This is a genomic window from Synechococcus sp. MU1648 (genome assembly GCF_023630615.1).
Lineage (GTDB): Bacteria > Cyanobacteriota > Cyanobacteriia > PCC-6307 > Cyanobiaceae > Parasynechococcus.
In genome coordinates this window covers 33627-58079 of the sequence record NZ_JAKUHI010000011.1, presented here as the reverse complement: position 1 = coordinate 58079, position 24453 = coordinate 33627, and the positions used below count along the sequence as shown (strand labels likewise).

The window sequence follows — 24453 nt, the reverse complement described above, 5'->3', positions numbered from 1 at the left end:
TTTGTTCAGGTGCCTCCGCTTAGGGCAGGTGGTTCAGGGCTGGCTGAAGTGATCAAATCCGCCTGCGTCCACGCGCTCATGGTTGTGGGCCCAGCGGATGATGCCCGCTTCTTTATTGATCTGGCCGAAGCGTCGGCTGTTGGGGATGCATTGCTCCCAGACGTCGGCCCAGGCCTCGGGAAGGCTCAGCACCAGCTCAAAATCCTCCCCTCCGGAGAGGCACCAATCCGTCCATTGAGGCCCCTCAGGCCAGCCTTCGGCCATCGGCAGCCGGTCGTTCCACAGAACTGCCCCACAGCCGCTGCTGCTGCAGAGTCCTGCGACGGCTGACAGAAGTCCATCGCTGCTGTCGGTGCCCCCGGCCCGCCAGGGCAGATGCTCCGGTTTGCAGGCCAGCAGCTGGTGGACGTCGTCCAGCCGAGGTGCCGGTCGCCGGTGTCTTGCGATCGCTGTGTCCTGCAAGGTCGCTGTCAGAGCGATGTCATGGACGCTGGGGTCGTTTTGCAGCAGGGCGAGGCCCAGCCGGCTCAGCCCATGGGGACCACTGCTGACGAGCACATCACCGGGGCGGGCGGCGTTGCGATGGAGGCGCAGTGGTCCGAGACGGCCGAGGGCTGTGATGGAGAGCAGCCTTTGCTCCCCCCTAGAGCAGTCACCGCCCAGCAGGATGCCGCCGTACTGCCCCAATGCGGCACTGATGCCCTCGTACACCCCGTCCACCCAGTCCCAGCGGGTGCGACCTGGGGCAACAAGAGCCACCGTGATTCCCTCGACTTCGACGGCACCACTTGCTGCCAGGTCGGACAGATTGGCGGCAACGGCGCGCCAACCAACGTCCATTGCGCTCGTGGTCGCATCGCTGAAATGGATGCCGTCCACAAGAACGTCCGTGTTGATCAACAGGGGCCTGGCGTCGCTGGCCAGGGCCGCCGTGTCGTCACTGAGCTGATCGGGCGGAGCGAAGCGTGCCAGCCGCCTGAGCAGCTCCGCCTCACTCAGCTCCGCCAGGGTTGGGCTCATGCGTGGGCTTTGAGCTGCTCCGCTCCCTCGATCACCTTCACGGAAGTGATCGTGTCATCGGTGCCCAATTCCTCGAGAACATCGAATCCATCCACCACATAGCCGAAGGCTGCATTGCGGCCATCCACGAGGTTCAGACCAGCAGGGGTGAGCTCCGCCTCGTAGAGAAACATGAAGAACTGCGAGGATCCGTCGTCGAGGGCCTGGTCTGAATGGGCCCAGCCAAGGGTGCCCAGGGTTGCGAACGGGAGGGTCGGCGTCGCCTTGAACAGGCCCACGTCCTCAAAGGTTTCGTTGTAGATCGTGTCGTCTTCGCCGGGCACCCGGATCTCCAGGGGCACATGCCGTTCCTGCTTTGTCTTCGGATCGACGTAGCCGATCTCCGGCCCTTTCGGATCACCACTCTGGAGCACGTAGAAATCTTCGGCTCGGATGAAGGGCAGTCCGTCGTAGAAGCCCTTGAGGGCGAGATCGACGAAAGCACCTGCTGTGAGAGGGGCGTTGAAGCCATCTACCACGGTGGTCAGCTCGCCTTGGGTGGTGCTCACGCTGAGGGTGGCCCTCCCTTGCAGCCGCGGCAGGGCATCGAATTCTGCGGGGATGTCCCGTTCAAACCCGTCGGGCACGAGCAATGCCTCTACATCACCGATGAAGCGCAGCGTTTGGCGTCGATCGGCGATGAAGCCCGGTTTATCGGTGGCTTTGACCTTCTCTTTGAGGTCAATAAGACCTTGATCCACACTCTGAAAAAGTGTTTCGGCTTTGCCGCGCTTGGCGTCCGGGATCGCGCTCAGGATGGTGTCGCGACGGGTGTTGAGCAGCGCTTCACTGCGGGACACCGTTTTGCCGAGGGCCGACCAGCGTTTGGCCCGCAGATCGTCACTGGTGAGTTCCAGTCGATGCTGTAGTTCGCGAATGTCGTCCTGATCGAACGGAAGCGCGTCCCGGAGAATTGCGGCAGGGTCTTTTACGGCATTGCCCTGGGGCAATGAGGCCCAGCAGGCAGGGGCAGCAATGCTGATCAGAGCGAAGCTGATCAGGGCAGCCAGGACGGCGTTCAAACGCTGATGGGCCAAGGGGGAACCCCAGTGCTGACGCGACTTTGGCACAGCCGTATAGTCCGATGAACCGTTCGGTGGGAATGATCTCCAGTAACGACTTCCGCACCGGCACCACGATTGAGATCGATGGGGCCGTCTGGCGCGTGGTCGAGTTCTTGCACGTCAAGCCCGGCAAGGGATCTGCCTTTGTGCGCACCAAGCTCAAGGCGGTGAAGTCCGGCAACGTGGTGGAGAAAACCTTCCGCGCTGGGGAAATGCTTCCCCAGGCGATGTTGGAGAAATCGTCTCTTCAGCACACCTATATGGAAGGTGAGGACTACGTCTTCATGGACATGGCCACCTATGAGGAGACCCGCCTCAGTGCCAATCAGATCGGGGAAAGCCGCAAATATCTCAAGGAGGGCATGGAGGTGAACGTGGTGTCCTGGAACGACACCCCCCTCGAGGTTGAACTCCCCAACTCCGTTGTCCTTGAGATCAAAGAAACTGATCCTGGGGTCAAAGGCGATACCGCCACAGGTGGCACCAAGCCCGCCATCCTTGAGACGGGTGCTCAAGTGATGGTTCCGCTCTTTCTTTCTGTGGGAGAAAAGATCAAAGTGGACACCCGCAACGACAGTTACCTCGGCCGCGAAAACGGATGACCATGCAGCTGGATCACGAACAACTGCACCGCCTGCTGGAGGCGCTCGGCGAGAGCGACATCCAGGAATTCCGGTTGGAGGGCGATGATTTCCGTCTGGAAATTCGTCGCAACCTGCCAGCCCAAACCGTGATGGCACCGGTGATGCCCGCTCCCGTCGCGGCAGCGGCGCCCGTTGCTGCCTCAGCAGAGCCTGCGTCCGCGCCGCCTGCGTCCACCGCAACTCGGAGTGACCTGCTCGAGGTCACGGCCCCCATGGTGGGCACCTTCTACCGAGCGCCCGCACCAGGAGAGCCTCCCTTCGTCGAAGTGGGAACTCGCATCAACGTCGGTCAGGCCGTTTGCATCCTTGAAGCGATGAAGCTGATGAACGAGCTGGAGTCGGAGGTCGGCGGTGAAGTTGTCGAGATCCTGGTCGACAACGGCACCCCTGTTGAATTCGGGCAGGTTCTGATGCGGGTCAAGCCGGTCTGAGTTCAGCTCAGATCCCAGGCGGCCCTGATCGCTGCGATGGTGCTGTCAGGGCTTGCGACTCCTTCGGCTGCGATGTCGAAGGCAGTGCCATGGTCGGGAGAGGTGCGCAGGAAGGGCAGTTCCAAGGTGGTGTTCACCGCTGCATCGAAAGCCAGCAGCTTCACTGGAATGAGTCCCTGGTCGTGATACAGAGCCAGGATCCCGTCAGGTCCAGGTTGGTTCGGGGTTTGCCAGGCGTGAGCTGCACTGATCCAGCAGGTGTCGGGAGGCACGGGACCCTCTAGGTGCACCTGAGGATGCTCGGCTCGCCATTGATCCAGCAGTGGCGTTAGCCAGTCGGCTTCTTCCTGGCCCAGCTGACCTGCTTCGCCGGCATGGGGATTCAGCCCGGCAATGCGCAGATGTGGTGTGGTCGTGAAGCGTCGACAGAAGCCATGCAGCACATTCAGTTTGTGGTGAACAAGGTCTGGTGTCAGCGCCTGAGGAATTTGGCTGAGGGGGATGTGGGTGGTGGCCAGCAGGGTGTTCAGGCGCCAGCCGCTGTTCGGAGAGACGGCGGTGAACAGCATTGAGGAGCGTTGGCATCCCGCCAACTCAGCCAGCCGTTCGGTCTGCCCGGGATAGCGATGGCCGGCCGCGTGCCAGAGGTGCTTGGCGATGGGGGCGGTGACCAGGGCGCGCGACCCCCGAGCCTGAAGCAGTTCAACGGCACGGGTGAGCCAATGAAATCCAGCATCGGCTCCGCTGGTGGTGGGTTGTCCGGGATGGACGATGTCCACCAAAGGTTGGTCGTCGATCCTGAGCGTTGCGGGGTCGGCGAGGGGTCGGCTCGATTGCTGTATCAACCGCGCATGGGTTCGGATCAGACTGCGTCTGCAACCGACCAATAGTGGTTTGAGCTCTTGGGGGACCTCAGGTGACGCCAGGGCCTTGAGCACCACTTCCATGCCGATCCCAGCGGGATCGCCGAGAGCGATCACCAGCTCATGCCTAGGGTTTGTCGAATCGTGCGGGCCCATCGCTGTGCTGCGTTTGCTGCTGCTTGGGTGTCTGTTGGTGGGATTGGCCTCCGGCCTGCGCAATGGCTGGGTCGAACTTCACCTGTCCCGTTTCCTTGAGGATGTCGGGTTTCCCATGCCCGAGCAGGGCAAGGGCTTCGATTTCAACCGTTGGTTGATTGAGGGGGAGAACGCAGGTCAGACGGATTGAGTTTGTCCTGGTTCAGGCAATCCTGCAGCCCAACGCGGTAGTTCGGATGCAACAACGGATAACCGAGTTCTTGGCAGAGCCTGTGATTGCTGACGCGGCGGTTCTCGCTCCAGAATGACTGCGCCATCGGGCTCATGCTGTCCACGATCTGATCGAACTGCTCCAGCGGTGGCAACTCACAGCCCAACAGTGAGGCGGCATGCCGTAGGAGATCGGATGTGGCGGCGGGGAGGTCATCCACCACATTCACCACGGTCCCAGGGCCCAGGGTTGGTAGAGGTACCTGCTCGGCGCGATGCATCAGATGCCAGCAAGCCCCCGCGATGTCTTCCACATGGATGCGGCAGAACACTTGTCCGGGCTTTTCGATCAGGCGCGCGCGTGCTTGCTGCAATCCGTTGAGAACCGACCGGCCCGGGCCGTAGATGCCCGGCAGCCGCAGAATCTGGATCGGTAGACCGGAGCGCTGCCAGGCGGCTTCGCAATTCAGGCGTCGGATGCTGCGGTCGAGCGCTGGAGCTGGGGCGTCCTCCTCCGACACCCAGCCGCCCTGGCGATCGCCGTAGACCCCTGTGGTGGAGAGATACCCCGCCCATCGCAGTGGCAGGCTCCTCAGCGTTGCAAGCAGTTTGGACAACGCCGGATCGTTTCCTTCGCGATCCGGTGGGATGGTGCACAGCAGATGGGTGACGCCCTCCAAGGCAGCGGGGTCGAGATGGTCCTGACCGTTGCTGTCGAAGAGCAAATCAGCCTCTTCGGAGTCGAGCGAGCGGCGGGTGCAGAGCACCTGCGTCCCCATGGAGCGGGCGAGCCGGGCCAGACAACGTCCGCTGTACCCACCGCCAAGCACCAGCAGCTTGGCGTTAGCTGCCAGTGGTTGCGATTGCTTGACAAGATCGGCCAGCATCAGTACACCTGTATTAGATCAAATGTACTGTTGTGACGTCGTCGTCCTTGCATCGCTCGCGCTCCAGGGGCATTGTCCTCCGGGCCATCCTGACGGCAGCCCTTCTTGCCAGTGCGGTGGCTCTGGCCCCTGAAGACCCGAGTGTTCAGGCCTCCATCTGCGAGCGGCATCACTCCTCTGATGTCTGCCGTGTCTGGTGAGCCTCAGGCGGCTTGGGCGGCGATGGGGAGGTCGTCAGGCTCGCTGACAGGCTGATCCGGTTGGGCCCATTGGAGCAGGCGCAGGGCCAGCCTGAGGTCGCCATCCATCCAGGCGCGAATCGCCATGGCGCGGCGTGGGTCATAGAAGCGTTGTCGCCGGTACCAGTCGAAAACATCTGCGTCAGACTTGCGTCCATTGCAGGACAAGCAGGCAGGTACACAGTTTTCGGTGACACTCAATCCACCCTTGGCTCGTGGATGAATGTGATCAATTGATTCAGAAGGTTTGCCGCAATAAATGCAACTTTTACCGGTAAAAGTGTGAAGCGACTGTCGCCATCTTCGGACGCGCAATTTGGGACAGAGTTCGTCGAGAAAAACCGCGTCCCTGTTATGCATCCGAATGCATCGGTTGTCGTGATTCTGCCGTGAACGAAAAGCCAGTCAATGTGTCGAGCGCTGCACTTTCGAAGGTTTCTTCGCCTGTGATGTGAATCTTGATTTCAAGGCTTGCACGCCGATCTGAGTTCACTAAAGTGATTGTTTGTGGGGGCCTGTTGGTGCCGCCAAAACCCACATCGACGTGTTATCTGGATCTCTCTCCAGCAGGTCTGATCCGCGTGATCAGTCCGTTCGATGCGGTGACCCAGTCTCAGTTGCGCCGGATCAAGCCCCGGGGGCGATGGAACGGTCCAGGCCATGGCTGGGATTTCCCCTTGGCGTCTGCCGATGCGCTTCAACAGGCCTTGGGACGGCGTTTTCCCATTACCTCCGCACTGCAGGAGTGGCTCGACTGGTGTCAGCACCCCCTGCCACCCGTGCCACCGCACCGGACGTTGGTGGCTTCAGCGGATCTCGACGAAGCCCTTCAGGATGGTCGTCGCCCCCTGCGCCATCAACGCTCCGGAGCCCGTTGGCTCCTGGCCCGTCGCGGTGCCGTTTTGGCGGATGAAATGGGTCTGGGAAAAACTCTCACAGCCCTTCTGGCGGCCCGTGCCTTGATGCGCTGTGCTGGGGTGCGCTTGCTTGTGGTGGCTCCCGTCGGGCTGCATCCCCACTGGCGCCGGGAATCAGAGGCCCTTGGGGTTGGTCTTGAGTTGGTGAGTTGGGCTCGGCTTCCCGACAACCTGCCGCCGGCGGGAACGCTCTTGGTGGTGGATGAAGCGCATTACGCCCAGTCTCTTCAGGCGCAGCGCACGGCTGCTTTGCTGCGTCTAGCGCGTCATCCCCGTCTGCGGGCGATCTGGATGCTCACGGGAACCCCGATGAAGAACGGTCGCCCTTCCCAGTTGTATCCCCTGCTCGCTGCCATGGACCATCCGATTGCGCGGGATCAGCGACGGTTCGAGGAGCGTTATTGCCAGGGTCACTGGAGGGAGAGTCGATCCGGGAAACGCTGGCAGGCGTCCGGTGCCAGTCAATTGGAGGAGCTGCGGCGTCTGAGTCGCCCGCTGATCTTGCATCGCCGTAAGCAGCAGGTCGTGGACCTTCCTCCCAAGCAGCGACGTCTTCACCCTGTGGATTTGTCGGAGGGTGAGCGCACGGGCTTTGATCATCGTGTCGGTCTGGTGCTGGATGACTATCGGCGTCGGGCCCGTCTCGGGGAGGTTCGACGGGATGCCGAGCCCCTGGCTTTGCTGACCTCCATGCGCCAGATCGCAGCGGAATTCAAATTGCCGGCGGCCCAGCACCTGGTGGAGTCATTGCGACGGCAAGGGGAGGCGGTAGTGCTGTTTAGTGGCTTTGTGGCCCCGTTGCAGCTGTTGCAGCAAACCATCGGGGGGGAGTTGTTGACCGGTCGCCAACGGCCTGCCGAACGCCAGGTGAGTGTGGATCGGTTTCAGCAGGGTCAAAACGATTGTTTGCTGGCCACCTACGGCACCGGTGCCCTTGGCTTCACTCTGCACCGGGCCCGACATGTGGTGTTGTTGGAACGCCCCTGGACGCCAGGGGACCTCGAACAAGCGGAAGACCGCTGTCATCGTCTCGGCATGGGGGATGGCCTCACCTGCCATTGGCTACAGCTCGGCGCAGCGGATCAGCTGGTGGATGGGTTGCTGGCCAGCAAGGCGGAACGGATTGAGGTGTTGTTGGGGCCTCGCCGGTTGACGCTGCAACGTCAATCACTCCCAGCCATGGTGCGTGACTGTTTGCAGGTGGTCTGACGCACCTGGAGTTCGTGCAGCAACATCGGATCGACTGGCTGACTGGAGCGGTTTAGCAGCGACAGCGCCACGTCGACGTCATTGCAAGCTTTGGCTTGATCGCCAAGCAGGGTCAAGACAAGGGCGCGGTCCCGATGCAAATCGGCTTGATCTGGCGTCTGGACTATGGCCTCATCGCAGCGTTCGACCATCAGTTTCAGGTCATCCATCTGGAAGTCCCCCAGGCAACTGGTCACCAGTGGTGTGGGGGCATTAACAGGCTTCGATGGTTGTTTTGCTTGGCATCCACCAAGCAGTACTCCAGATAGCAGAGTCAGAACCAGAACCACTGAGGGATCAGTAGCTGTAGCGCGTGGTGTCGTGGGTGCTCTCGATGGTGCTTTCGGTGACGGATGAGGAGTTTCCAAGGGTGGCGGCGGTGGCTGGTTGTGTGTTCCCGCCGAACAGATCACCAAGGAACTGGCCACAGTCGGGGAAATTGCCGGGGTCCTTGACGACGGCTTCCGTAATCATCACCGAGGCGTGCTCTGGAGATGTCTTGAACACGCTGCTGCCCTGGCGCTTGATCAAGCCATAAGCGGCATTCCAGCTGACCTTGTGGCCGTTGCCGCTGGAACGCATATAGCAATAAATCTTGGCGCCCTTCTCGTCTGTGGCTTCTGCTGCTTGCAAGGCGGGGCTGACGCTGCCAAACGCACCGATCAGGGCCGCGGTGCACAGAACCAGCGATGACCTGATGGGAGCCATGACAACGGTTGTGAGTTGCCTCAAGGTATCGATCAGCCTCCTGTTGTCGAGGGCACGATCATTCGCACCACTAAGGGCAGCACCAGCAGCACCGTGATTAGCCGAACAGCGTGGAGGGCGGCCACCGCGGCACCGACGCCGAATTCCGCACCGACAAGGCTCATGCCACTGATGCCCCCCGGCGCTGCTCCGAGCAAGGCCACGATTGGATCAATGCCAAGCAAGCGGCTGGTCCAGAGTCCCACCACGATTCCCGTCATCACCAGCGCCAGGGTGATCAGAACCGCTGGTTTCCACAGGAGTTGCAGTTGACTCAGGGATGCCCGCGTCAGGCCAGTACCGATCACGGTGCCGATGCCGATCTCAAGAACCGTGCGCGTTCCCGTTGGCCAGGTCGCTGTCTCCAGTTGACCGCTCATGCTGACGATGCCAGCACCCAGCAGTGCTCCCGCCAGGGGTGCAGCGGGAATGCCGCTGAGTAGAGCCAGCAGTCCGATGGCGGTTCCAGCCAGTAAATACAGCGCCAGCGTTGCCAATGGTGGCATCGGTCTCGATCGCGTCATGTCTGCTTGATCTTGAGACAGCGGCGCTCCTGTGTTGTTATCAGCGCAACCGCCAGGTTTCGAAGATGACGTCCTCCGTGTCCTTTCGGATCACCCGCACAGCGGAAGATCTCGCTCAAACCATCACTGCCTTGTCGCAGCGTTTGGTGAAATTGGAACAGCGTCAGGAAGCGCTTGAGCTTCAGCTGCGCCAGCAGCAGAAGGAGCTGAATGCTGTCCCTGACGAAGAGATTTCCACCCTGGAGGGTGTGGAAGCCCTGTTGCGTGAAACGCGTGAGCTGTTGGACAGCACCTCTCCCGTGGCGGAAGCCTCCATGCCGGAGGAGTCATTCCAGAACGACTCCTGGGGTCATGAGGACGGCTCAGATGTGACCCGCGATGTCGCATAGGGGTGGCACCCGGTGCCAAAATAAAAAGAAAGGCAACTATGGCGATCACCATCCCTGCCTCCAATGCTTGCTCTTCTCGCACCTTGCAGGGCATGACCATTTGGACCCGGTCAGGCTTCGTTGAAGGTGGCCATCAGCTCGAGAAGCTGGAATTTGCTCTGGCTCTTGCTGAAGCGCGCGGCGATCAAGTCCGCTGTCGTCAACTTCGGGATCGGATTGCCGATCTTGGGGGCAACGCTGAAGAACCTGGTACTTGACTCTGAGTCCAACGGCACCAGTGGCTGTTAGTCGGCAATGATGCTGATCGACGATGGAATGGTCTGAATATCAATCAGAGCTAATATTTTGTTGATAAGGGAACTCGAACGTTGACCCTGACACTCACAAAAACAAAACATTCCGAGACGACTCAACAACGTCAAAATCACGAATCAGCGGCTCAAGCTTTGTTCGTCAAAGCACGCGAGTGCGCTGAAGATGGCCGAATGAATGAAGCGGGTTCTTTTATCCTGCAAGCCTTGGGCCACGAACGTCGTGCTGGATGCGCTGGACCCCAAGTCCTTCAATTAATCAAGCCTCGTTCTTGAGATTCACTTGGAATTCGTTGAAGCGGATGACCGGATTCGAACCGGCGACGTTCAGCTTGGGAAGCTGACATTCTACCACTGAATTACATCCGCAATGGGGCGAGATCGCTCTCGCCACCTATGTTCTAGCCAAGCGCAGTGGAAGCTGCAGCGACGCCTGCACCCATGCTGCCTTTGTGCAGCCCTAAAGATTGAAGGGTGGCTTCAATCGCTGAGACGGCGGTCAGTACATCCCGGTCGCAGACATAGCCGAGATGCCCGATTCGGAACACCTTCCCTTTTAGGTGGTCTTGACCACCAGCCAAAAGAATGTCGAATTTTTCCTTCACGGCTTTGCGCAACTGTTCGGCGTCGATGCCTTCGGGGGCCACCGCGGTGATGGCCGGGCTGCCGCAACCCTCAGCAGCAAAGAGGGGCAGCCCCATTGCCTTCATGCCGGCTTGGGCGGCGGCGCGATGGCGGGCGTGTCGGGCAAAGATCGCCTCCAGCCCCTCCTTCTGCATCATCTCCAGGGCTGCTTCCAGGCCGAAATAGAGATTCACCGCGGGGGTGAAGGGGTTGCTGTCTTTCGCCGCTGTTTTCCGGTAAGGGCCCAGGTCCAGATAGAACTTGGGCAGATCGGAGCGCTCGTAGGCCTCCCAGGCCCTTGCGCTCATGGCCACAAAACTAAGGCCAGGCGGGAGCATGTAACCCTTCTGCGCGCCTGAGGCCACCACATCCAGCCCCCAGTCGTCCATGGGGACGTTGGTGGCACCTAGGCTGGTGACGCAGTCCGCCAGGGTCAGGGCCGTGCCGTGGGCCTTCACGTGACGGGCAATGCTTTCCAGATCGTTGATCACCCCCGTTGAGGTTTCCGAGTGGGTGAGGATCACGGCCTTGATCGCTTTGGCGCTGTCGGCTTCCAAAGCCGAGCGGAAGGCCTCCGGGTCGAGGGGCTGGCCCCATTCCGCTTTGATCACCTCCACGTCCAGTCCGTAGGCGCGGGCCACCTTGACCCAGCGTTCCCCGAATTTTCCGTTGTCGCCGCAGAGCACCTTGTCTCCGCGGCTGAGGGTGTTGATGATTCCCGCTTCCATGGCAGCTGTTCCACTGCCGGTGATTACCAGCACATCGCTGGTGGTCTGATGCAGCCACTTCAGCTGTTCAGTCGTGCGCCGGACGATGGCCTGGAATTCCCCGCTGCGGTGGCCAATGGGGTGTCGACCCATGGCCTTCAGCACCGTTTCCGGCACCGGCGTGGGGCCCGGAATCATCAGGGTGAGCTTGTCCTGCATGGCGCGGGGGATGCCAATCGGCGACTCTAGAAAACAGCTTGTCCAGTCCCATCGCCCCCTCCAGCCCAGGATTGACCTTGCCGGTGTGGGTGGCTGGGGCGGCCAAGGCAGCCCTGAAGGTGTTGCTTGGCGAGGCGTTTGATCCTGAACAGCAGTTGTGCCAGGGGCCAGATCAACCGTCTCTGCAGGTGCCTGTCTGCTCTGCGGCTCCCTTGGCGACTGATCAAGCCCTGGGGATCAGCCGCTGTGATCCTGGGCCTGGTCTGGATCTGACGCGGGATCTGGAGATCTGGGTGCGGGTGGCCTGGATCAGCGCATCTCAGCCGATGCTTGATTTGCAGGCAGGAGAAGGTGTTGGCCGCGTCGGTCCTGCGGGAGAGGCTTGTTTGTCAGGCTTCGCCCGTGAGCTGTTGGAGCGGAATCTGCTGCCCCTGTTGCCGCCCGGTCGGGGCCTGATGGTGCAGCCGATTCTTCCACTGGGTCGTGCCCTGGCCCAACGCACCAGCAATGCCGCATTTGGGGTGGTGGATGGCTTGGCGTTGATCGGCACACAAGCGGAGGTGCAGCGCAGCGCGGCTCCGGATCAGCTGCAGCAGGTGCTTGCTGATCTGGGGACGCTCGCTTCGGATCCGTCCTTTCAGGGACGCATCGTGTTGGTGATTGGTGAGAACGGCTTGGACCTCGCCCGCCAGCGGGGACTAGGGCCTTTGCTCAAGGTGGGGAACTGGCTGGGACCGGTGCTGGTGGCCGCGGCGGAAGCCGGTGTTCGCGATCTGCTGCTGCTCGGGTACCACGGCAAGTTGATCAAATTGGCTGGCGGCATCTTTCACACCCATCACCATCTGGCGGATGGCCGTCTGGAAGTGTTGGTGTCGCTGGGGCTGGATATCGGCCTGTCTGCAGACCAGTTGTTGCAACTGCGTGGTGCTGCGTCCGTTGAGGAGGCCTTCCAGGCCCTGGGTGCTGATCAATCCATGGCGCTCGGGCAGCATCTGGCCGCGATGGTGGAGCGGCGCAGTCAGTCCTATGTCGCTCGCTACGGCGACTGGTCAATGCGGATCGGTGCTGCTCTGTTCGACCGGAGCCGGACCCTCCGCTGGTGGGGACCGGAGGGGGAGAAGCGCTTCTTTACGCTGAGGGATTGACGCTCGTCTAAGAGCGGTACTTATCAGGATCGATGTCCCAGCCCTCGTCCGACGGTCAGCGTCAGCCGGCCATCGTCATCCTTGATTTCGGCTCCCAGTATTCGGAGTTGATTGCCCGGCGCGTGCGCGAGACCGAGGTGTTCTCGGTGGTGTTGGGCTACAGCACCTCGGCGGAGGAACTGCGCCGGATGCAACCGAAGGGGATCATTCTCAGCGGTGGCCCCAGTTCCGTGTATGCCGAACACGCGCCGCTCTGTGATCCCGGCATCTGGGATCTGGGCATTCCTGTGATGGGGGTTTGCTATGGGATGCAGCTGATGGTGCAGCAGCTCGGTGGCGTTGTGGAAGCCGCCACGGGCAAGGCTGAATACGGGAAGGCGCCCCTTGAGGTGGATGACCCGACGGATCTGCTCACCAATGTCGACAACGGATCGACGATGTGGATGAGTCATGGCGACTCGGTGAAAGCCCTTCCAGAGGGGTTTGTGCGTTTGGCGCACACGGCCAACACCCCTGAAGCGGCGGTGGCGCATTTGCAACGCAAGCTCTACGGCGTGCAATTCCACCCTGAGGTGGTGCACTCCACCTGCGGCATGGCCCTGATCCGCAATTTTGTTTATCACGTTTGCGGCTGTGATCCGGATTGGACCACGGCGGCCTTCATCGATGAGGCCGTTGGCCTGGTGCGGGAGCAGGTGGGCGATAAGCGCGTGCTGCTGGCGCTCTCCGGTGGGGTCGATTCATCAACCCTCGCCTTTCTGCTCAAGAAGGCGATCGGTGATCAGCTCACCTGCATGTTCATCGATCAGGGATTCATGCGCAAAGGCGAGCCGGAATTTCTGATGGACTTTTTCGACCGCAAGTTCAATATCCATGTGGAGTACATCAATGCCCGACAGCGGTTCATCAGCAAGCTCAACGGCATTACCGATCCGGAGGAGAAACGCAAAATCATCGGCACCGAGTTCATCCGGGTGTTCGAAGAGGAGAGCAAACGGCTCGGACCCTTTGATTACCTGGCCCAGGGAACGCTGTATCCCGACGTGATCGAAAGCGCAGGCACCAACGTCGACCCCAAGACCGGCGAGCGGGTGGCCGTGAAGATCAAGAGCCATCACAACGTGGGCGGTCTTCCCAAGGATCTTCGGTTCAAGCTGGTGGAGCCTTTGCGCAAACTTTTCAAAGATGAAGTGCGCAAGGTGGGGCGCAGCCTCGGCCTGCCCGAAGAGATCGTGCGCCGCCATCCTTTCCCTGGCCCTGGCCTGGCGATTCGCATCCTCGGTGAAGTTACCGATGAGAAGCTCAACTGTCTGCGTGATGCCGATCTGATCGTCCGCGAGGAAATTAAGGAAGCTGGTCTCTATCACGACATCTGGCAGGCCTTTGCGGTGCTGCTGCCGGTGCGTTCCGTCGGGGTCATGGGCGACAAACGCACCTATGCCTGGCCCATCGTTCTGCGCTGTGTGTCGAGCGAAGACGGCATGACCGCCGATTGGTCGCGCCTGCCTTACGACTTGATGGAGACCATTTCCAATCGGATCGTGAATGAGGTGAAGGGGGTGAACCGGGTGGTGCTCGACATCACCAGCAAGCCCCCCGGCACGATTGAGTGGGAGTGATGGCGTGGGATTGGTTGCGGCCCAAGCCGGGCCGCATCTTTTTAATTGGTCACAACAAGTGCGGCACGCGGTCGTTCCACAAGCTGTTGCGCAAGAACGGCTACAGCTCGATCCACTACGACAAGGGGCGCCTGGCGCGTCGGATCCAGGCCAACTTCACCTTTTCCAAGCCGCTGCTGGATGGCGTGGATGGCTACTGCGGGTACACCGATATGGAGCTCTGTGGTGAGTTCTACGCCTACCGCCTGTTCCCCCTGTTGGACCTGCAGTACCCAGGCTCCTGCTTCATTTACAACACGCGTGATGTGAGCCGCTGGGTCGACTCACGCATGAACCACCGCAAGGGCAAGTACGCCATTGCCTACCTGGATCGGATGCGTCGGGCCTTCGACGATCCCTCCTTGACGCTGGAGGACTTGCGCCAGCACTGGGAAGAGGCTTGGCAGCGCCATGATCTCGACCTGAAGCGTTATTTCGCTGGACGCAGCAACTTTTTCGCCTTCAACATCAGCGTGCCCTCGGAGCAGGCTGACCTTTGCCGTTTTCTGCGGCGTCGTGGTTACCGGATCCGCGGCAAGGTATTGCCCCATGCCGGGGCGCGATCCTCTGCATAAGCAGGTTGATTCACGGCTGGCGACGGCCCTGCATCGCCGATACCTTGGGCCACCGGCCTTTGGGACATGACGGCGACACAACAGCAGGATGTTCAGTTGCAGCGCCGCTTGCAGCAGGACAGCATTCAGCTGGGTGGCCGCACGATTTATCTGAATCCCTTTCTCTATTGGCGGCGGTTCGACAGCAACACCGATCGCTGGCTGCGGGAACCCGGTCAGCTGACCGAGGATCAAATCACGACCAACCGCAGCCGTTTTTACCCCGAACTCGACTGGGGTCAGCTGGATGATCACGGCACCGATGTCCACGATGGCGCCGTTGAGATGTTCCTCAAGAGTCTGGAGTTGATCAGCACCTTCCATCCCGAGCTGGGTTCCGGGCAGATGCTCGAGGTGGAACGCAAGATGACGATCACCAAGAAGCGGGCCTTCGAGCGCTGGGTGGATAAGGCGATCCGGCGGCGTCAGCGGGATCAGACCCGAGAGCATCGGCGCTTTGAGCGCAGCCGCTTCTGGCGCGCCTGGCGCGAGTGGATCCTGCTGGACACCACCCAGAAAGCACTGGTGCCTCTCGTGATGCTGATGGTGCTGAGTGGGGTGTTGGGCTGGTCTCTGGCGGCGAACCGTTCCGCTTGTCCGACATTGGCCCTTCCTTCGGGACAGACTGGGGTCCGTTGATCTGGCCCCATGGCCGCTGATTCCAGCTCCGAAAACCCGCTCGACCAGTTGCGTCTGTCGCTGATGCAGGACGTGCTTCCCGTGGGGCTGGCCGTGCTGGAACGGGCCCGGCAGGGCGGCCCGGGCAAGGTGGTGGAGGTGTTCACTGCGGGGTCGGAGGACCCCATAGCCGAGCTGCGCCAGGAGGGTGAGCCCGTGGCGCGTGATGTTCGAGAGCAGCTGGATGCTGTGAGCCCCGGGCTGGGCAACCCGGTGATGCCTGTCTCGGTTTCCGTCGATGAACCGGAAACGGTCGATGAACGCCAGGATGACCCCGATGACTTGATGCCGACCCTGCGGCGGATTGAAGAGCGTCTTGAGGAGTTGCGCCGTCGCTTGCCAGCGCAGCAGGGATGACCCGTTCCGCTCAGCAGCGGCAGACCGGTCTGCGTCAGCAACCCCTCGTGCTGCTGACGCTGGTGCTGCTGTTCTGCAGCGCCATGGTCGGTCGCTTGGTGTGGATGCAGCTGCTGGAGGGGTCGCGCTTCCGCGAATTGGCGGATGAAAACCGGATCCGTCTCGTGCCCCGCTCGCCCATCCGCGGTCGCTTGCTCGATCGCAAAGGGCGGGTGCTGGCCACAAGCAAGCTCACCTATTCCCTGTACCTCGAGCCGCGTCTAGTCAGTGATGCCGACTGGCCTGATCTGCGTGATCGCCTGGCACGTTTGCTCAATTTGAAGCCTGATCTGCTGGATCAGCGCCGTGAGAAGGGTCTGGATCGGGATGGTTACCGCACCACTCTGGCCCTGGATCTCAAGCCGGAACAGGTGCTGCGGTTCCGGGAACAGGCCTTGGGACTGCGGGGCGCCCAGGTGGATGTCGACATCCTGCGGGCCTATCCCCATGGAACCCTGGCGGCCCACGCCCTCGGTTACACCCAGCCGATCACGGAAAACGAATTCGAGATCTTGGCGGAAAAGGACTACAAGATCCGCGACCGCATTGGTCGCACCGGAGTTGAAGCGGCCTACGAGAGCCATCTGCGTGGCAAGTGGGGCGGTCAGATGTTGGAGGTGAATGCCATGGGAGAGGTGCAGCGCAACCTGGGCGATCGACCCTCCGAAGCGGGAGAGGATCTGGTGCTCACCCTCGACCTGGATCTGCAGCGCGTGGCGGAGCAGGCTTTGGCGGATAAGCCCGGTGGCGCTGTGGTGGCGCTTGAGGCCGCGACGGGTGCGGTGCTGGCCCTGGCTAGTCGTCCCAGTTTTGATCCGAACTTTTTCTCCAAGCTGATCACCACCCAGAAGGAGTACGACGCCCTCTTCTCCAATCCGAAGAAACCGTTGCTCTCCAGGGCCATGAATCCCTATGACCCCGGCAGCACCTGGAAGCCGGTGACGGCGATGGCCGGTATGGAGTCCGGCAAATTCCCGCCCGACACCAAGTTGCACACCACGGCCTGCATCACCTACGGCGGCCACTGCTTCCCGGATCACAACGGGGCTGGGTTCGGCCACATCGGGTATGCCGATGCCCTGCGCTTTTCCAGCAACACCTTCTTCTATCAAGTGGGGGTTGGGGTTGGCTCCAAGGCCCTGAAACAAGCGGCTGATCAGCTCGGCTTTCAGCAGAAGACCGGCATTGAGATCGGTTGGGAAGAGAGCGTCGGACTGGTTGGGGATGAAGACTGGGCGGCTCGAGGCCGCGGCTGGACTGATCCCGGCACCAGCCCCTGGATCCCTGAGGACATGGCCAGCGCCTCCATCGGTCAGTCAGTGGTGCAGATCACACCCCTGCAACTGGCCCGTGCTTACGCCGTGTTCGCTAACGGCGGCTGGCTCGTGACACCGCACCTTGCGGCCGGTGACATCAACTGGATGAGCCCCGAGCATCGCTCCAAGGTGGCGATTGATCCGTCCACGTTGCAGACGATCCGTGAGGGGTTGCGCAAAGTGGTGGAGGCCGGAACCGGTGCCGGCCTCAATGGCCCTGGCATTCCTCCGGCGGCCGGCAAAACTGGAACGGCCGAGGACAGCACTGGAGGTCCTGATCACGCCTGGTTCGGCTGCTTTGCCCCCTATCCGGACGGCAAGATTGTGGTGGTGGCCTTTGCCCAGAACACCCCTGGCGGTGGATCCGTTCACGCCCTGCCGATGGCCAAGAAGGTGCTGGCTGAGTGGGAGAGGACCCGTCAGCGTTAGGCAGCGGTGAGTTGGGCTGTTGACAGCACACTGCGGTAGTAAGTCCGCAGTTGCTCGGTGGCACCAGCCCAGCCCCAGCGCTCCGCTTCTTCACGGGCTGCATTGCGCAGGGCCTGGCGTTCCAGATCGTTGCCCAGAAGGCGGCGGGTGGCTTCGATCAGACTGGCCGCGCCGCCATCCGCACCGTCGGGCTCATACAGGCAGCCGTTGACGCCGTCGGTAATGATGTCGGGGATTCCGCCACGGTTGGCGCCGACCACGGGACAACCGGCGGCCATGGCTTCCAGCAGCACCAGGCCCAATGTCTCCGTGCTGGAGGGGAACAGAAACGCATCGCCGCTGGCGTAGGCCCCGGCCAGTTCTTCTCCGGCGAGGTAACCGACGAAGGTGGTGGCGGTTCCTTCGAAGTGTTTTTCGAGTTGCTGGCGGTGCGGACCATCCCCAACCAGGGCGAGGCGTGCCTCGGGAAGGGCTTCCAGCACCGGTCGGATCCGTTCGATCTGCTTTTCCGCTGACAAGCGGCCCACATAGAGCAGCAGAGCACCGCGATCGTCATGGCCACCCAGAAGCCGTTGGCGCAGTTCCGAACTGCGCAGTTCGGGACGGAACAGCTCCGTGTCCACGCCCCGTTGCCAGAGATCGGTGTGCTGAATGCCCTTGTCACTCAGTTCCTTCACCATGGCGGTGGAGGTGCATAGGTTCAGCAGGGCTTGGTTGTGGGCGGCCTTGAGCATTTCCCACAGGAGCGGCTCCAGCATCCCCAAGCCGTAATACTCCAGATATTTGGGCAGGTGGGTGTGATAACTGGCGACGAGGGGAATGTTTTTGTTCTTGGCGAGCCAGATGCCACCGAGGCCCAGCACTGCTGGGTTCACCACATGGATCAGATCGGGTTGAAATTCATCGATCGCTTCCGACACCGCTGGGCGAGGTAACGCCAGTTTGAGCTCGGGATAGAGAGGAAGCGGCATTGCCGGAACGCCGATCAGCCGCGCTCCCATGTACTCATCCGGACAACCTTCCGGGCAGAAGACCACCACTTCATCGCCGGCTTCCACCAGATGCTTCACCGTTTTGGTGAGACGGGTGACGATGCCATCGACCTTCGGCAGGAAGGTTTCGGTGAAGAAGGCGACTTTCAAGGATGAAGCTTGTTCAGGATGCGGAGCCGATGGCCTGGGCTTGAGTTTTGGTCCAGGCGGATGTGCAGAGGATGCGGTTGCGGTCGCAACGGTCGGCGTAGCGGGTTGCGATCTCCACTACTTCCTTCAGCAAACCGTCGTCGAGGGTGGTGGGGTTGAGGCCCAGCTCGATGAAACAGCGGTTGTCAACGATCAGATCGTTCTCTACAGCCTCGTTGCGGGGGTTCGGCAGGTTGTTCACCTGAGCACCAGTGAGAGCAGCCACCTTTTTGGCCAATTCGCCCACCTGATGGCTTTCGGTCATCTGGTTGAAGATCTTCACCCGCTCGCCATCTTCAGGAGGGTTCTCCAGCGCCAGCTGGACGCAGCGCACGGAATCGCGGATGTGGATGAAAGCGCGCGTCTGGCCTCCAGTGCCATGAACGGTGAGCGGATAGCCGATGGCGGCTTGCATCAGGAAGCGGTTCAGCACGGTGCCGTAGTCACCGTCGTAATCGAAGCGATTGGTCAGCCGCGGGTCGCGGTCGGTGGCGTCGGTGTTGGTTCCCCAGACAATGCCCTGGTGCAGGTCGGTGATGCGGACCTTGTCGTTTTTGTTGTAGTAGAGGAAAAGCAGCTGATCGAGCGTCTTGGTCATGTGATAGACGCTGCCGGGGCTTGCCGGGTGGAGGATCTCCTCCTCGAAGCGGCTGCCATCGGGCTGGGGCACTTCCACCTTCAGGTAGCCCTCAGGGATGGTGGCGCCGCGGTGGGAGCCATAGCCATAGACGCCCATGGTGCCGAGGTGCACCACATGAATTTCTTGACCGCTTTCAACGATGGCGGCCAGCAGGTTATGGGTGCCGTTGACGTTGTTATCAACGGTGTAGCGCTTGGTGGCGCTGCTCTTCATGGAGTAAGGCGCGGCCCGCTGTTCCGCGAAGTGGACCACAGAATCTGGTCGTTCTTCCAGTAGTAGATCCAGCAGGCGTTGGTACTCATGGGCGATGTCCATGTGGACAAAGCGCATCGGCTTGCCGCCGGTTTCTTCCCAGGCTTTAAGGCGCTCACCGATGCTCACGATTGGCGTCAGCGACTCAACTTCAAGGTCGATATCGATCTTGCGACGGCTGAGGTTGTCGACGATCAGAACCTCGTGGCCCTGATCCGCCAGGTTCACCGCACAGGGCCAGCCGCAGAAGCCGTCACCGCCGAGAACGAGAACTTTCACCCCAAACTCCTTCTGGAACGAGCGTGACGCTCAGTCCTGGCAAGCTACTACAGGGATTTCAGCGTGGACCGTCTCAGCTGATGGCGACGGTCACTGCCACCATGCCGGCCACGAGCAATCCACCGGTCACCAGCATCATCATCGAGCTGCGGTTGCGGCTCTGGCTGGTGGCAACATCCATCACCTCCATGCGTGGCTCCTTGGCGAATGCATTGAGACGACCGCCGTCTTCCGTGGTGACCGACATGGGTCTGATGTGACTGGTCGGACCTTATGAGTCCAATTGCTTATTACCTGGCTTTGTGAAGCAGGCTTCACCTCAATTCACGTCTCTTCATCTCATGGTGCCGACTGCACGATGCCTGTGGTCGGTGAGCTGGCGGAGGCCTGGTCCCGCCGCGGCAAGCGTCCGGAGCGATGGGCGGTCCGCCCCGCGAGCACTGCCTGACCCATGGCCTCGGCCATCGCTGGGGGGTCGCCGGCCATGGCGATAGCGCTGTTGACCAGGACGGCATCGGCTCCCATCTCCAGGGCCTGCGCCGCTTCGCTGGGCACGCCAATGCCTGCGTCAACCACCACTGGAACACAGGCGTTTTCGATGATCAATCCGATGTTTGCGGCGTTGTTGAGGCCCTGGCCCGAGCCGATCGGAGAGCCCAGGGGCATCACCGTGGCGCATCCGACCTCCTCCAGGCGTTTGGCCAGCAAGGGATCCGCATTGATGTAAGGCAGCACCGTGAAGCCTTCCTTCACCAGGCGTTCTGCGGCTTGCAAGGTGCCGATCGGATCAGGCAGAAGATGCCGGGTGTCGGGAATGACCTCCAGCTTGACGAAGGTGTTCTCGTCTTGCCCCGCCAGCTTGGCCAGTTCCCGTCCAAGCCTGGCGACACGCACCGCTTCCTCCGCATCGGTGCAGCCCGCGGTGTTGGGCAGCATCCAGATTCGGTTCCAATCGATGGCTTCCATCAGGCCCTCATGGCCTGCGGCCACAGCCTGGACCCGTCGAACAGCCACCGTGACCATGTCGCAGCCGGATCGCTCGATGCTCTGCTTCATCAAGGCCATTGATGGATATTTGCCGGTGCCCGTGAACAGACGGCTATTGAACTGACGCCCGCCAATGGTGAGGGGGTCGCATGTGGGGGAGGGCAAATCCATGACGCGCGTGAGCAAAAGGGCCTACCGTGCCCTCATCATCCATCGTCTTCCATGCCGTTCCTGCTTGCCATGGATCTCCCGGTTGGCAGCCAGGTGCCGTTTGAGACCAATCCTCAGCTGCCTCTGGATCCGATTCAGCTTGCGGTTCCTCTGGAAATCGATGAGAGAGACGTGGAGAGCTTCGATCCGGTGGCACGTGCTGTCGATCTGGCTGCATCGTTGCCCCGCCAGTGGTGCGGCACGTTTGAACCCTTTGATGGCAATTCCACCGTTGATGTCACCTTGGACATCACCCAACTGACGGCGTTGGGCCAGATGGTTGATATACGGGGAACGATGACCTTTGGTTCCGTCACCACACCGGTTCAGGGCAACTTCCACGCCAAGTCGGATCAGCTTGATCTCATTCCCTTGGCGGATCCCTTAATCGCTGGCCTCGAGCCCGGAGGTGTCTTCCTCGGCCTGCAAGGTTTCAGTCCTACCGGTTGGCAGGCTCCTCGCCTGGTGAATGTGGCCAACCCCAGCACCGGGGTTGGAGGTCGTCTTGCGATGACCAGCAGCTGCCAAGACGAGATTCCCGTTCAGCCTCTTTGGTAATCACATCGCGGTGATGAAACTGCGGTGATGAAACTGCGGTGATGAAACTGCGGTGATGAAACTGCGGTGATGACACCGTGGTGATGTCATCAAGGTGATTCCATCACTGTTCAGTTCATCCGACGCTTGAGTTTCTTCATCCCTTTCTTCGCTGTGGCGTTCTCAGGTTCGATTCTGAGTGTCTGCTCATAAAGCGAGATCGCCTCAGCGTCTTTCAACAACTTTTCCTGGGCAAAGGCCAGGTTGTTGAGGGCAACGGGATAGTCATTTTTGGCCTTCAGCGCCAGCTTGTAGTGCTTGGTGGCACCGGAATAGTCCTTTTGCGCAGCCAGAGCAAAGCCAAGAGCATTTTCAATCAGTGCGCGAGCCTCTTCGGGTTCACCACTCAGGCGTTTCAGTGCCTGCTTGAGGGTGGCCGCAGCTTGGGGGTAAAGCCGTTTGCGCAGTTGCACGGATCCGAGCTCATAAAGATCCGATGCCTGCCGAGATGAGGCCGTGTCAGATTTTTCGAGTTCGATCAGTCGTGCTTCGTCACGTCGCACACGAAAAAATTGTCGGCCCACCACCACCGCAACGATGGCAAGCAGGCCGACCAGGCCCAGCAGGTAGGTCTGGGGCAGCAGGTTCACAGTTGGAGATCAGCTCTTGGCTGCAGCCACCACGTTGGTGAAGCTGCCGGGGTCAACGACCGCTAGCTGAGCCAGCATCTTGCGGTTCAGGCGCACATCCGCCTTCTTGAGTCCGCCCATCAGTCGGCTGTAGCTCACGCCATTCAACCGAGCGGCTGCGTTGATACGGGCAATCCAGAGGCGACGGAAGTCGCGCTTGCGACGACGACGATCGCGATAGGCATTGCAGAGGGCTTTCATCACCCGCTGGTTTGCTGTGCGGAACAGAGTTCCGTTGCCACCACGGAAGCCACGGGCCAGCCGCAGAATCTTGTTGCGGCGTTTACGGGCGACGTTGCCTCTCTTGACGCGGGCCATGAGGTTGGAAGGGTTGGATCAGGTCTTGTTGAACGGTCTCGTCTGAGCAGCTGTGCTCAGGCGTAGGGCATCATCAGAGTCACGCGCTCTTCATCGGTGCGATCCACCACAGCCTTGGTGGCCAGATGACGCTTCTGCTTAGGGGTTTTGTGGTCCAGCAGGTGGTTCCGGAAAGCGCGACGACGCAGAAATTTGCCAGTGCCGGTTGCTTTGAACCGCTTCGCGGCAGCTTTGCGGGTCTTCAGCTTGGGCATTGGTCTGCTCGTTCGGGCACAAACGACAACAATACGTCCCGACGTGCCCCCCGCGGAATGATTCGGTTCCTGACGCTCACATTGCTTCTTTGCATGGGTCTGGGCTGCAAGGCCCGTGAAGACGTTGCAACTCAGTCACCCGCCGCGGTCGAGCCTGCTGCCGTTGAACCGATTCAGCTCCCCACCCACCGCTCCATCGCTGACCCACCGCCGATTGAGGGCCCTGAACCGGTGCTCTGGGTGGCGTTGGAGGACCATCTGGGTACCGCTGCAATAGCGGCGCCGCTGAATCTCCGTGCCTTCTCAGGATCGCTCACCCTTCGGGATGCAACGGGGGAGCAACGCAGCGGATCGGATTTTGCGATCACCTGGCGAAGCGTGCCCTTGGGCACTCCGTTTCCGTTGGCCCGCCGGATTGCAGGCCCCTACGCCAGCTTTGAATCGGCGGATCGTGTCGCCTCCCGTTGGCGTGCTTTGGGAGTTGAAGCGGAGGTCGCCCATCCCGGGGAATGGGAGGTCTGGGCGCCAGAAGGGGCCCCGGTTCCAGAGGGTCTCGCTGTGCGCGATTGGCAAGGCACGCTCACCAGCACCGTCGAACCGGTATTGCAAATGCCGGAGGGGGGACGCACGTTGCAGGGTCCTGTTTCGATTGAGGCGTCCGATGGACTGTTCTGGGCAGGTGGACGCTTTCAGGGTCCCTTCCGCTTGCAACGGGATGCCTACGGCAGTTGGTCCCTGGTGGAGCAAGTGCCGGTGGAGCGTTATCTGGAGGGGGTGGTTCCCCATGAGATCGGTGCCGGTTCACCGATGGCGGCGTTGCAGGCCCAGACCGTTTTGGCGCGCACCTGGGCCTTGGCGAATAGCCATCGCTTCAGCATCGATGGCTATCACCTCTGCAGTGACACCCAGTGCCAGGTTTATAGCGATCCCCGCCATGCGGGAGCTGCTGTGCGCGAAGCAATTGCGGCCACCCAGGGAAAGTTGCTCAGCCTGAATAACCAACCGATCAGTGCGGTTTATCACGCCACCAATGGCGGGATCATGGCCGCCGGCCCGGAAGCCTGGGCGATGCAGCCCACCACCTACCTGCGTCCGAAACCGGATGGGGATGAGGGCTGGAGCAGTCGTCATCCCTTGCCGCTACAGCAGCGCCAGGCGGTGCAGGCGTTGCTGGCGGATCGCTCCGGGGCCTATGGCCAGCAGCACCCCCGCTTCCGCTGGACCCGAACCCTCTCTGGTCAGAGCCTGCGCCAGGCCCTCGGAGCAGCGGCAGAACCGCTGGCTTCTCCCTTGCAGCTGCAGGTTCTGGAGCGGGGTGCCAGCGGCCGTGTGCTGGCGTTGCAGATTTCCGGCAGCGGCGATGCCTCACCGGTCACCCTCAGGTTGGATGCCATCCGTCGCACCCTCCGGACACTTCCCAGCACCCTGTTTGTGCTGGAGCCTCAGGGGGCTGAACGCTGGCTGGTGCTGGGCGGTGGCTTCGGCCATGGGGCCGGTTTGTCGCAGGCGGGAGCGATCGATCTGGCCTGGCGGGGCTGGTCTGTGGAGCGGATCCTGCGCCATTACTACCCAGGGACTGTCTACGGCCCGCTCTCAACAGTTGTGCAGTCCCCTTAAAGTCCTGCCACCTG

At 61.2% G+C, this 24453-nt stretch carries 31 protein-coding genes and 1 tRNA gene; 15 read left to right on the top strand and 17 right to left on the bottom strand.

The genetic code is table 11. The annotated features are described in order from the left end of the window. Positions 1-33: 33 nt before the first annotated feature. Together thiL and NCN06_RS10880 are read right to left on the bottom strand one after the other, a co-directional pair. Positions 34-1020 carry a thiamine-phosphate kinase gene (thiL, locus tag NCN06_RS10885; protein ID WP_226398940.1) on the bottom strand — a complete coding sequence of 329 codons (987 nt, stop codon included), beginning with the start codon at positions 1018-1020 and terminating at the stop codon, positions 34-36. After that, positions 1017-2129: a peptidylprolyl isomerase gene (locus NCN06_RS10880; protein WP_226398939.1), complete on the bottom strand. Its 1113-nt coding sequence runs from the start codon at positions 2127-2129 to the stop codon at positions 1017-1019. The genes thiL and NCN06_RS10880 overlap by 4 nt, the downstream gene beginning before the upstream one ends. A 32-nt stretch (positions 2130-2161) precedes the next feature. On the opposite strand from NCN06_RS10880, the gene efp reads away from it, so the two are divergent. Together efp and accB are read left to right on the top strand one after the other, a co-directional pair. Then, positions 2162-2725 (top strand): elongation factor P, encoded by a 564-nt coding sequence (efp, locus tag NCN06_RS10875; RefSeq protein ID WP_115024733.1) that lies wholly within the window; start codon positions 2162-2164, stop codon positions 2723-2725. Continuing rightward, entirely contained in the window at positions 2722-3198 is a 477-nt protein-coding gene (gene accB, locus NCN06_RS10870; protein ID WP_115024734.1) for an acetyl-CoA carboxylase biotin carboxyl carrier protein, read from the top strand. Before efp ends, accB begins: the two co-directional genes overlap by 4 nt. A 2-nt stretch (positions 3199-3200) precedes the next feature. Here accB and pdxA read toward each other — a convergent pair whose 3' ends face one another. Further along, on the bottom strand, positions 3201-4217 hold the full coding sequence (gene pdxA, locus NCN06_RS10865) for a 4-hydroxythreonine-4-phosphate dehydrogenase PdxA (protein ID WP_226398938.1): 1017 nt from the start codon (positions 4215-4217) through the stop codon (positions 3201-3203). Between the two features lie 4 nt (positions 4218-4221). Between pdxA and NCN06_RS10860 the strand changes: the two genes are divergently transcribed. Then, positions 4222-4407, top strand: coding sequence for a hypothetical protein (locus tag NCN06_RS10860; protein WP_115024736.1), 186 nt, complete (start codon positions 4222-4224; stop codon positions 4405-4407). Here the strand turns inward: NCN06_RS10860 and NCN06_RS10855 are convergent. After that, positions 4361-5314, bottom strand: a complete 954-nt coding sequence (locus tag NCN06_RS10855; RefSeq protein ID WP_226398937.1) for an SDR family oxidoreductase — start codon at positions 5312-5314, stop codon at positions 4361-4363. The genes NCN06_RS10860 and NCN06_RS10855 overlap by 47 nt on opposite strands. Positions 5315-5346: 32 nt before the next feature. Between NCN06_RS10855 and NCN06_RS10850 the strand changes: the two genes are divergently transcribed. Further along, entirely contained in the window at positions 5347-5514 is a 168-nt protein-coding gene (locus tag NCN06_RS10850) for a hypothetical protein (protein WP_170951219.1), read from the top strand. Positions 5515-5517: 3 nt separating this feature from the next. On the opposite strand, the gene NCN06_RS10845 is transcribed toward NCN06_RS10850, so the two are convergent. Further along, positions 5518-5913, bottom strand: a complete 396-nt coding sequence (locus NCN06_RS10845; protein ID WP_115024739.1) for an HNH endonuclease — start codon at positions 5911-5913, stop codon at positions 5518-5520. A gap of 161 nt (positions 5914-6074) precedes the next feature. On the opposite strand from NCN06_RS10845, the gene NCN06_RS10840 reads away from it, so the two are divergent. Beyond that, on the top strand, positions 6075-7679 hold the full coding sequence (locus NCN06_RS10840; RefSeq protein ID WP_226422809.1) for an SNF2-related protein: 1605 nt from the start codon (positions 6075-6077) through the stop codon (positions 7677-7679). On the opposite strand, the gene NCN06_RS10835 is transcribed toward NCN06_RS10840, so the two are convergent. From NCN06_RS10835 to NCN06_RS10825, 3 genes are all read right to left on the bottom strand, one after another. Continuing rightward, on the bottom strand, positions 7634-7915 hold the full coding sequence (locus NCN06_RS10835; protein WP_226398934.1) for a hypothetical protein: 282 nt from the start codon (positions 7913-7915) through the stop codon (positions 7634-7636). The genes NCN06_RS10840 and NCN06_RS10835 overlap by 46 nt on opposite strands. 100 nt (positions 7916-8015) lie before the next feature. Then, positions 8016-8426, bottom strand: a complete 411-nt coding sequence (locus NCN06_RS10830; protein ID WP_226398933.1) for a DUF6554 family protein — start codon at positions 8424-8426, stop codon at positions 8016-8018. Positions 8427-8458: 32 nt separating this feature from the next. After that, complete coding sequence (locus NCN06_RS10825) at positions 8459-8989, bottom strand: AbrB family transcriptional regulator (RefSeq protein ID WP_255614075.1); 531 nt, start codon at positions 8987-8989, stop codon at positions 8459-8461. Positions 8990-9054: 65 nt separating this feature from the next. Here NCN06_RS10825 and NCN06_RS10820 point away from each other — a divergent pair, with 65 nt between their 5' ends. Further along, positions 9055-9378 (top strand): chemotaxis protein, encoded by a 324-nt coding sequence (locus NCN06_RS10820; RefSeq protein ID WP_226398932.1) that lies wholly within the window; start codon positions 9055-9057, stop codon positions 9376-9378. 38 nt (positions 9379-9416) lie between these two features. Continuing rightward, positions 9417-9635: a DUF8683 family protein gene (locus tag NCN06_RS10815; protein ID WP_226398931.1), complete on the top strand. Its 219-nt coding sequence runs from the start codon at positions 9417-9419 to the stop codon at positions 9633-9635. 351 nt (positions 9636-9986) lie between these two features. Here the strand turns inward: NCN06_RS10815 and NCN06_RS10805 are convergent. Next, a tRNA-Gly gene (locus NCN06_RS10805) sits at positions 9987-10058 on the bottom strand. Between the two features lie 32 nt (positions 10059-10090). Next, positions 10091-11239: a pyridoxal-phosphate-dependent aminotransferase family protein gene (locus NCN06_RS10800; RefSeq protein ID WP_226398929.1), complete on the bottom strand. Its 1149-nt coding sequence runs from the start codon at positions 11237-11239 to the stop codon at positions 10091-10093. 38 nt (positions 11240-11277) lie between these two features. Here NCN06_RS10800 and cbiD point away from each other — a divergent pair, with 38 nt between their 5' ends. The 6 genes from cbiD to mrdA all read left to right on the top strand — a co-directional run bounded on the left by cbiD (position 11278) and on the right by mrdA (position 17475). Beyond that, positions 11278-12384, top strand: a complete 1107-nt coding sequence (gene cbiD, locus NCN06_RS10795; RefSeq protein WP_226398928.1) for a cobalt-precorrin-5B (C(1))-methyltransferase CbiD — start codon at positions 11278-11280, stop codon at positions 12382-12384. 32 nt (positions 12385-12416) lie between these two features. Continuing rightward, the gene (gene guaA, locus NCN06_RS10790; protein WP_115094678.1) at positions 12417-14003 is read left to right on the top strand and encodes a glutamine-hydrolyzing GMP synthase; all 1587 of its coding nucleotides are present in this window, start codon (positions 12417-12419) and stop codon (positions 14001-14003) included. Further along, positions 14003-14617: a sulfotransferase gene (locus NCN06_RS10785; RefSeq protein ID WP_226398927.1), complete on the top strand. Its 615-nt coding sequence runs from the start codon at positions 14003-14005 to the stop codon at positions 14615-14617. Before guaA ends, NCN06_RS10785 begins: the two co-directional genes overlap by 1 nt. A 66-nt stretch (positions 14618-14683) precedes the next feature. Further along, entirely contained in the window at positions 14684-15295 is a 612-nt protein-coding gene (locus tag NCN06_RS10780) for a DUF8672 family protein (RefSeq protein WP_115024749.1), read from the top strand. Between the two features lie 9 nt (positions 15296-15304). Beyond that, positions 15305-15691: a hypothetical protein gene (locus NCN06_RS10775; protein WP_226398926.1), complete on the top strand. Its 387-nt coding sequence runs from the start codon at positions 15305-15307 to the stop codon at positions 15689-15691. Beyond that, positions 15688-17475 (top strand): penicillin-binding protein 2, encoded by a 1788-nt coding sequence (gene mrdA, locus NCN06_RS10770; protein WP_226398925.1) that lies wholly within the window; start codon positions 15688-15690, stop codon positions 17473-17475. The genes NCN06_RS10775 and mrdA overlap by 4 nt, the downstream gene beginning before the upstream one ends. Here the strand turns inward: mrdA and NCN06_RS10765 are convergent. The 4 genes from NCN06_RS10765 to NCN06_RS10750 all read right to left on the bottom strand — a co-directional run bounded on the left by NCN06_RS10765 (position 17472) and on the right by NCN06_RS10750 (position 20985). Then, entirely contained in the window at positions 17472-18617 is a 1146-nt protein-coding gene (locus NCN06_RS10765; protein ID WP_226398924.1) for a glycosyltransferase family 4 protein, read from the bottom strand. The genes mrdA and NCN06_RS10765 overlap by 4 nt on opposite strands. A gap of 13 nt (positions 18618-18630) precedes the next feature. Next, the gene (locus tag NCN06_RS10760) at positions 18631-19827 is read right to left on the bottom strand and encodes an NAD-dependent epimerase/dehydratase family protein (protein WP_115024753.1); all 1197 of its coding nucleotides are present in this window, start codon (positions 19825-19827) and stop codon (positions 18631-18633) included. Between the two features lie 73 nt (positions 19828-19900). Continuing rightward, positions 19901-20074, bottom strand: coding sequence for a photosystem II assembly protein Psb34 (gene psb34, locus NCN06_RS10755; protein WP_115094672.1), 174 nt, complete (start codon positions 20072-20074; stop codon positions 19901-19903). 92 nt (positions 20075-20166) lie between these two features. Next, on the bottom strand, positions 20167-20985 hold the full coding sequence (locus NCN06_RS10750; protein WP_226422814.1) for a thiazole synthase: 819 nt from the start codon (positions 20983-20985) through the stop codon (positions 20167-20169). 51 nt (positions 20986-21036) lie between these two features. On the opposite strand from NCN06_RS10750, the gene NCN06_RS10745 reads away from it, so the two are divergent. Beyond that, positions 21037-21582, top strand: coding sequence for a hypothetical protein (locus NCN06_RS10745; RefSeq protein WP_250398928.1), 546 nt, complete (start codon positions 21037-21039; stop codon positions 21580-21582). Between the two features lie 110 nt (positions 21583-21692). Here NCN06_RS10745 and NCN06_RS10740 read toward each other — a convergent pair whose 3' ends face one another. The 3 genes from NCN06_RS10740 to rpmI are packed head-to-tail and all read right to left on the bottom strand — an operon-like array spanning position 21693 to position 22822. Next, the gene (locus NCN06_RS10740) at positions 21693-22211 is read right to left on the bottom strand and encodes a hypothetical protein (RefSeq protein WP_226398921.1); all 519 of its coding nucleotides are present in this window, start codon (positions 22209-22211) and stop codon (positions 21693-21695) included. Between the two features lie 9 nt (positions 22212-22220). Continuing rightward, positions 22221-22568, bottom strand: coding sequence for a 50S ribosomal protein L20 (gene rplT, locus NCN06_RS10735; RefSeq protein WP_011363098.1), 348 nt, complete (start codon positions 22566-22568; stop codon positions 22221-22223). A 56-nt stretch (positions 22569-22624) separates the two neighbouring features. Next, on the bottom strand, positions 22625-22822 hold the full coding sequence (gene rpmI / locus NCN06_RS10730) for a 50S ribosomal protein L35 (RefSeq protein WP_006852081.1): 198 nt from the start codon (positions 22820-22822) through the stop codon (positions 22625-22627). A 57-nt stretch (positions 22823-22879) separates the two neighbouring features. Between rpmI and NCN06_RS10725 the strand changes: the two genes are divergently transcribed. Beyond that, a complete protein-coding gene (locus NCN06_RS10725) occupies positions 22880-24439 on the top strand; it encodes a SpoIID/LytB domain-containing protein (RefSeq protein WP_250398927.1) in 1560 nt (519 codons plus the stop codon). Positions 24440-24453: the final 14 nt, after the last annotated feature.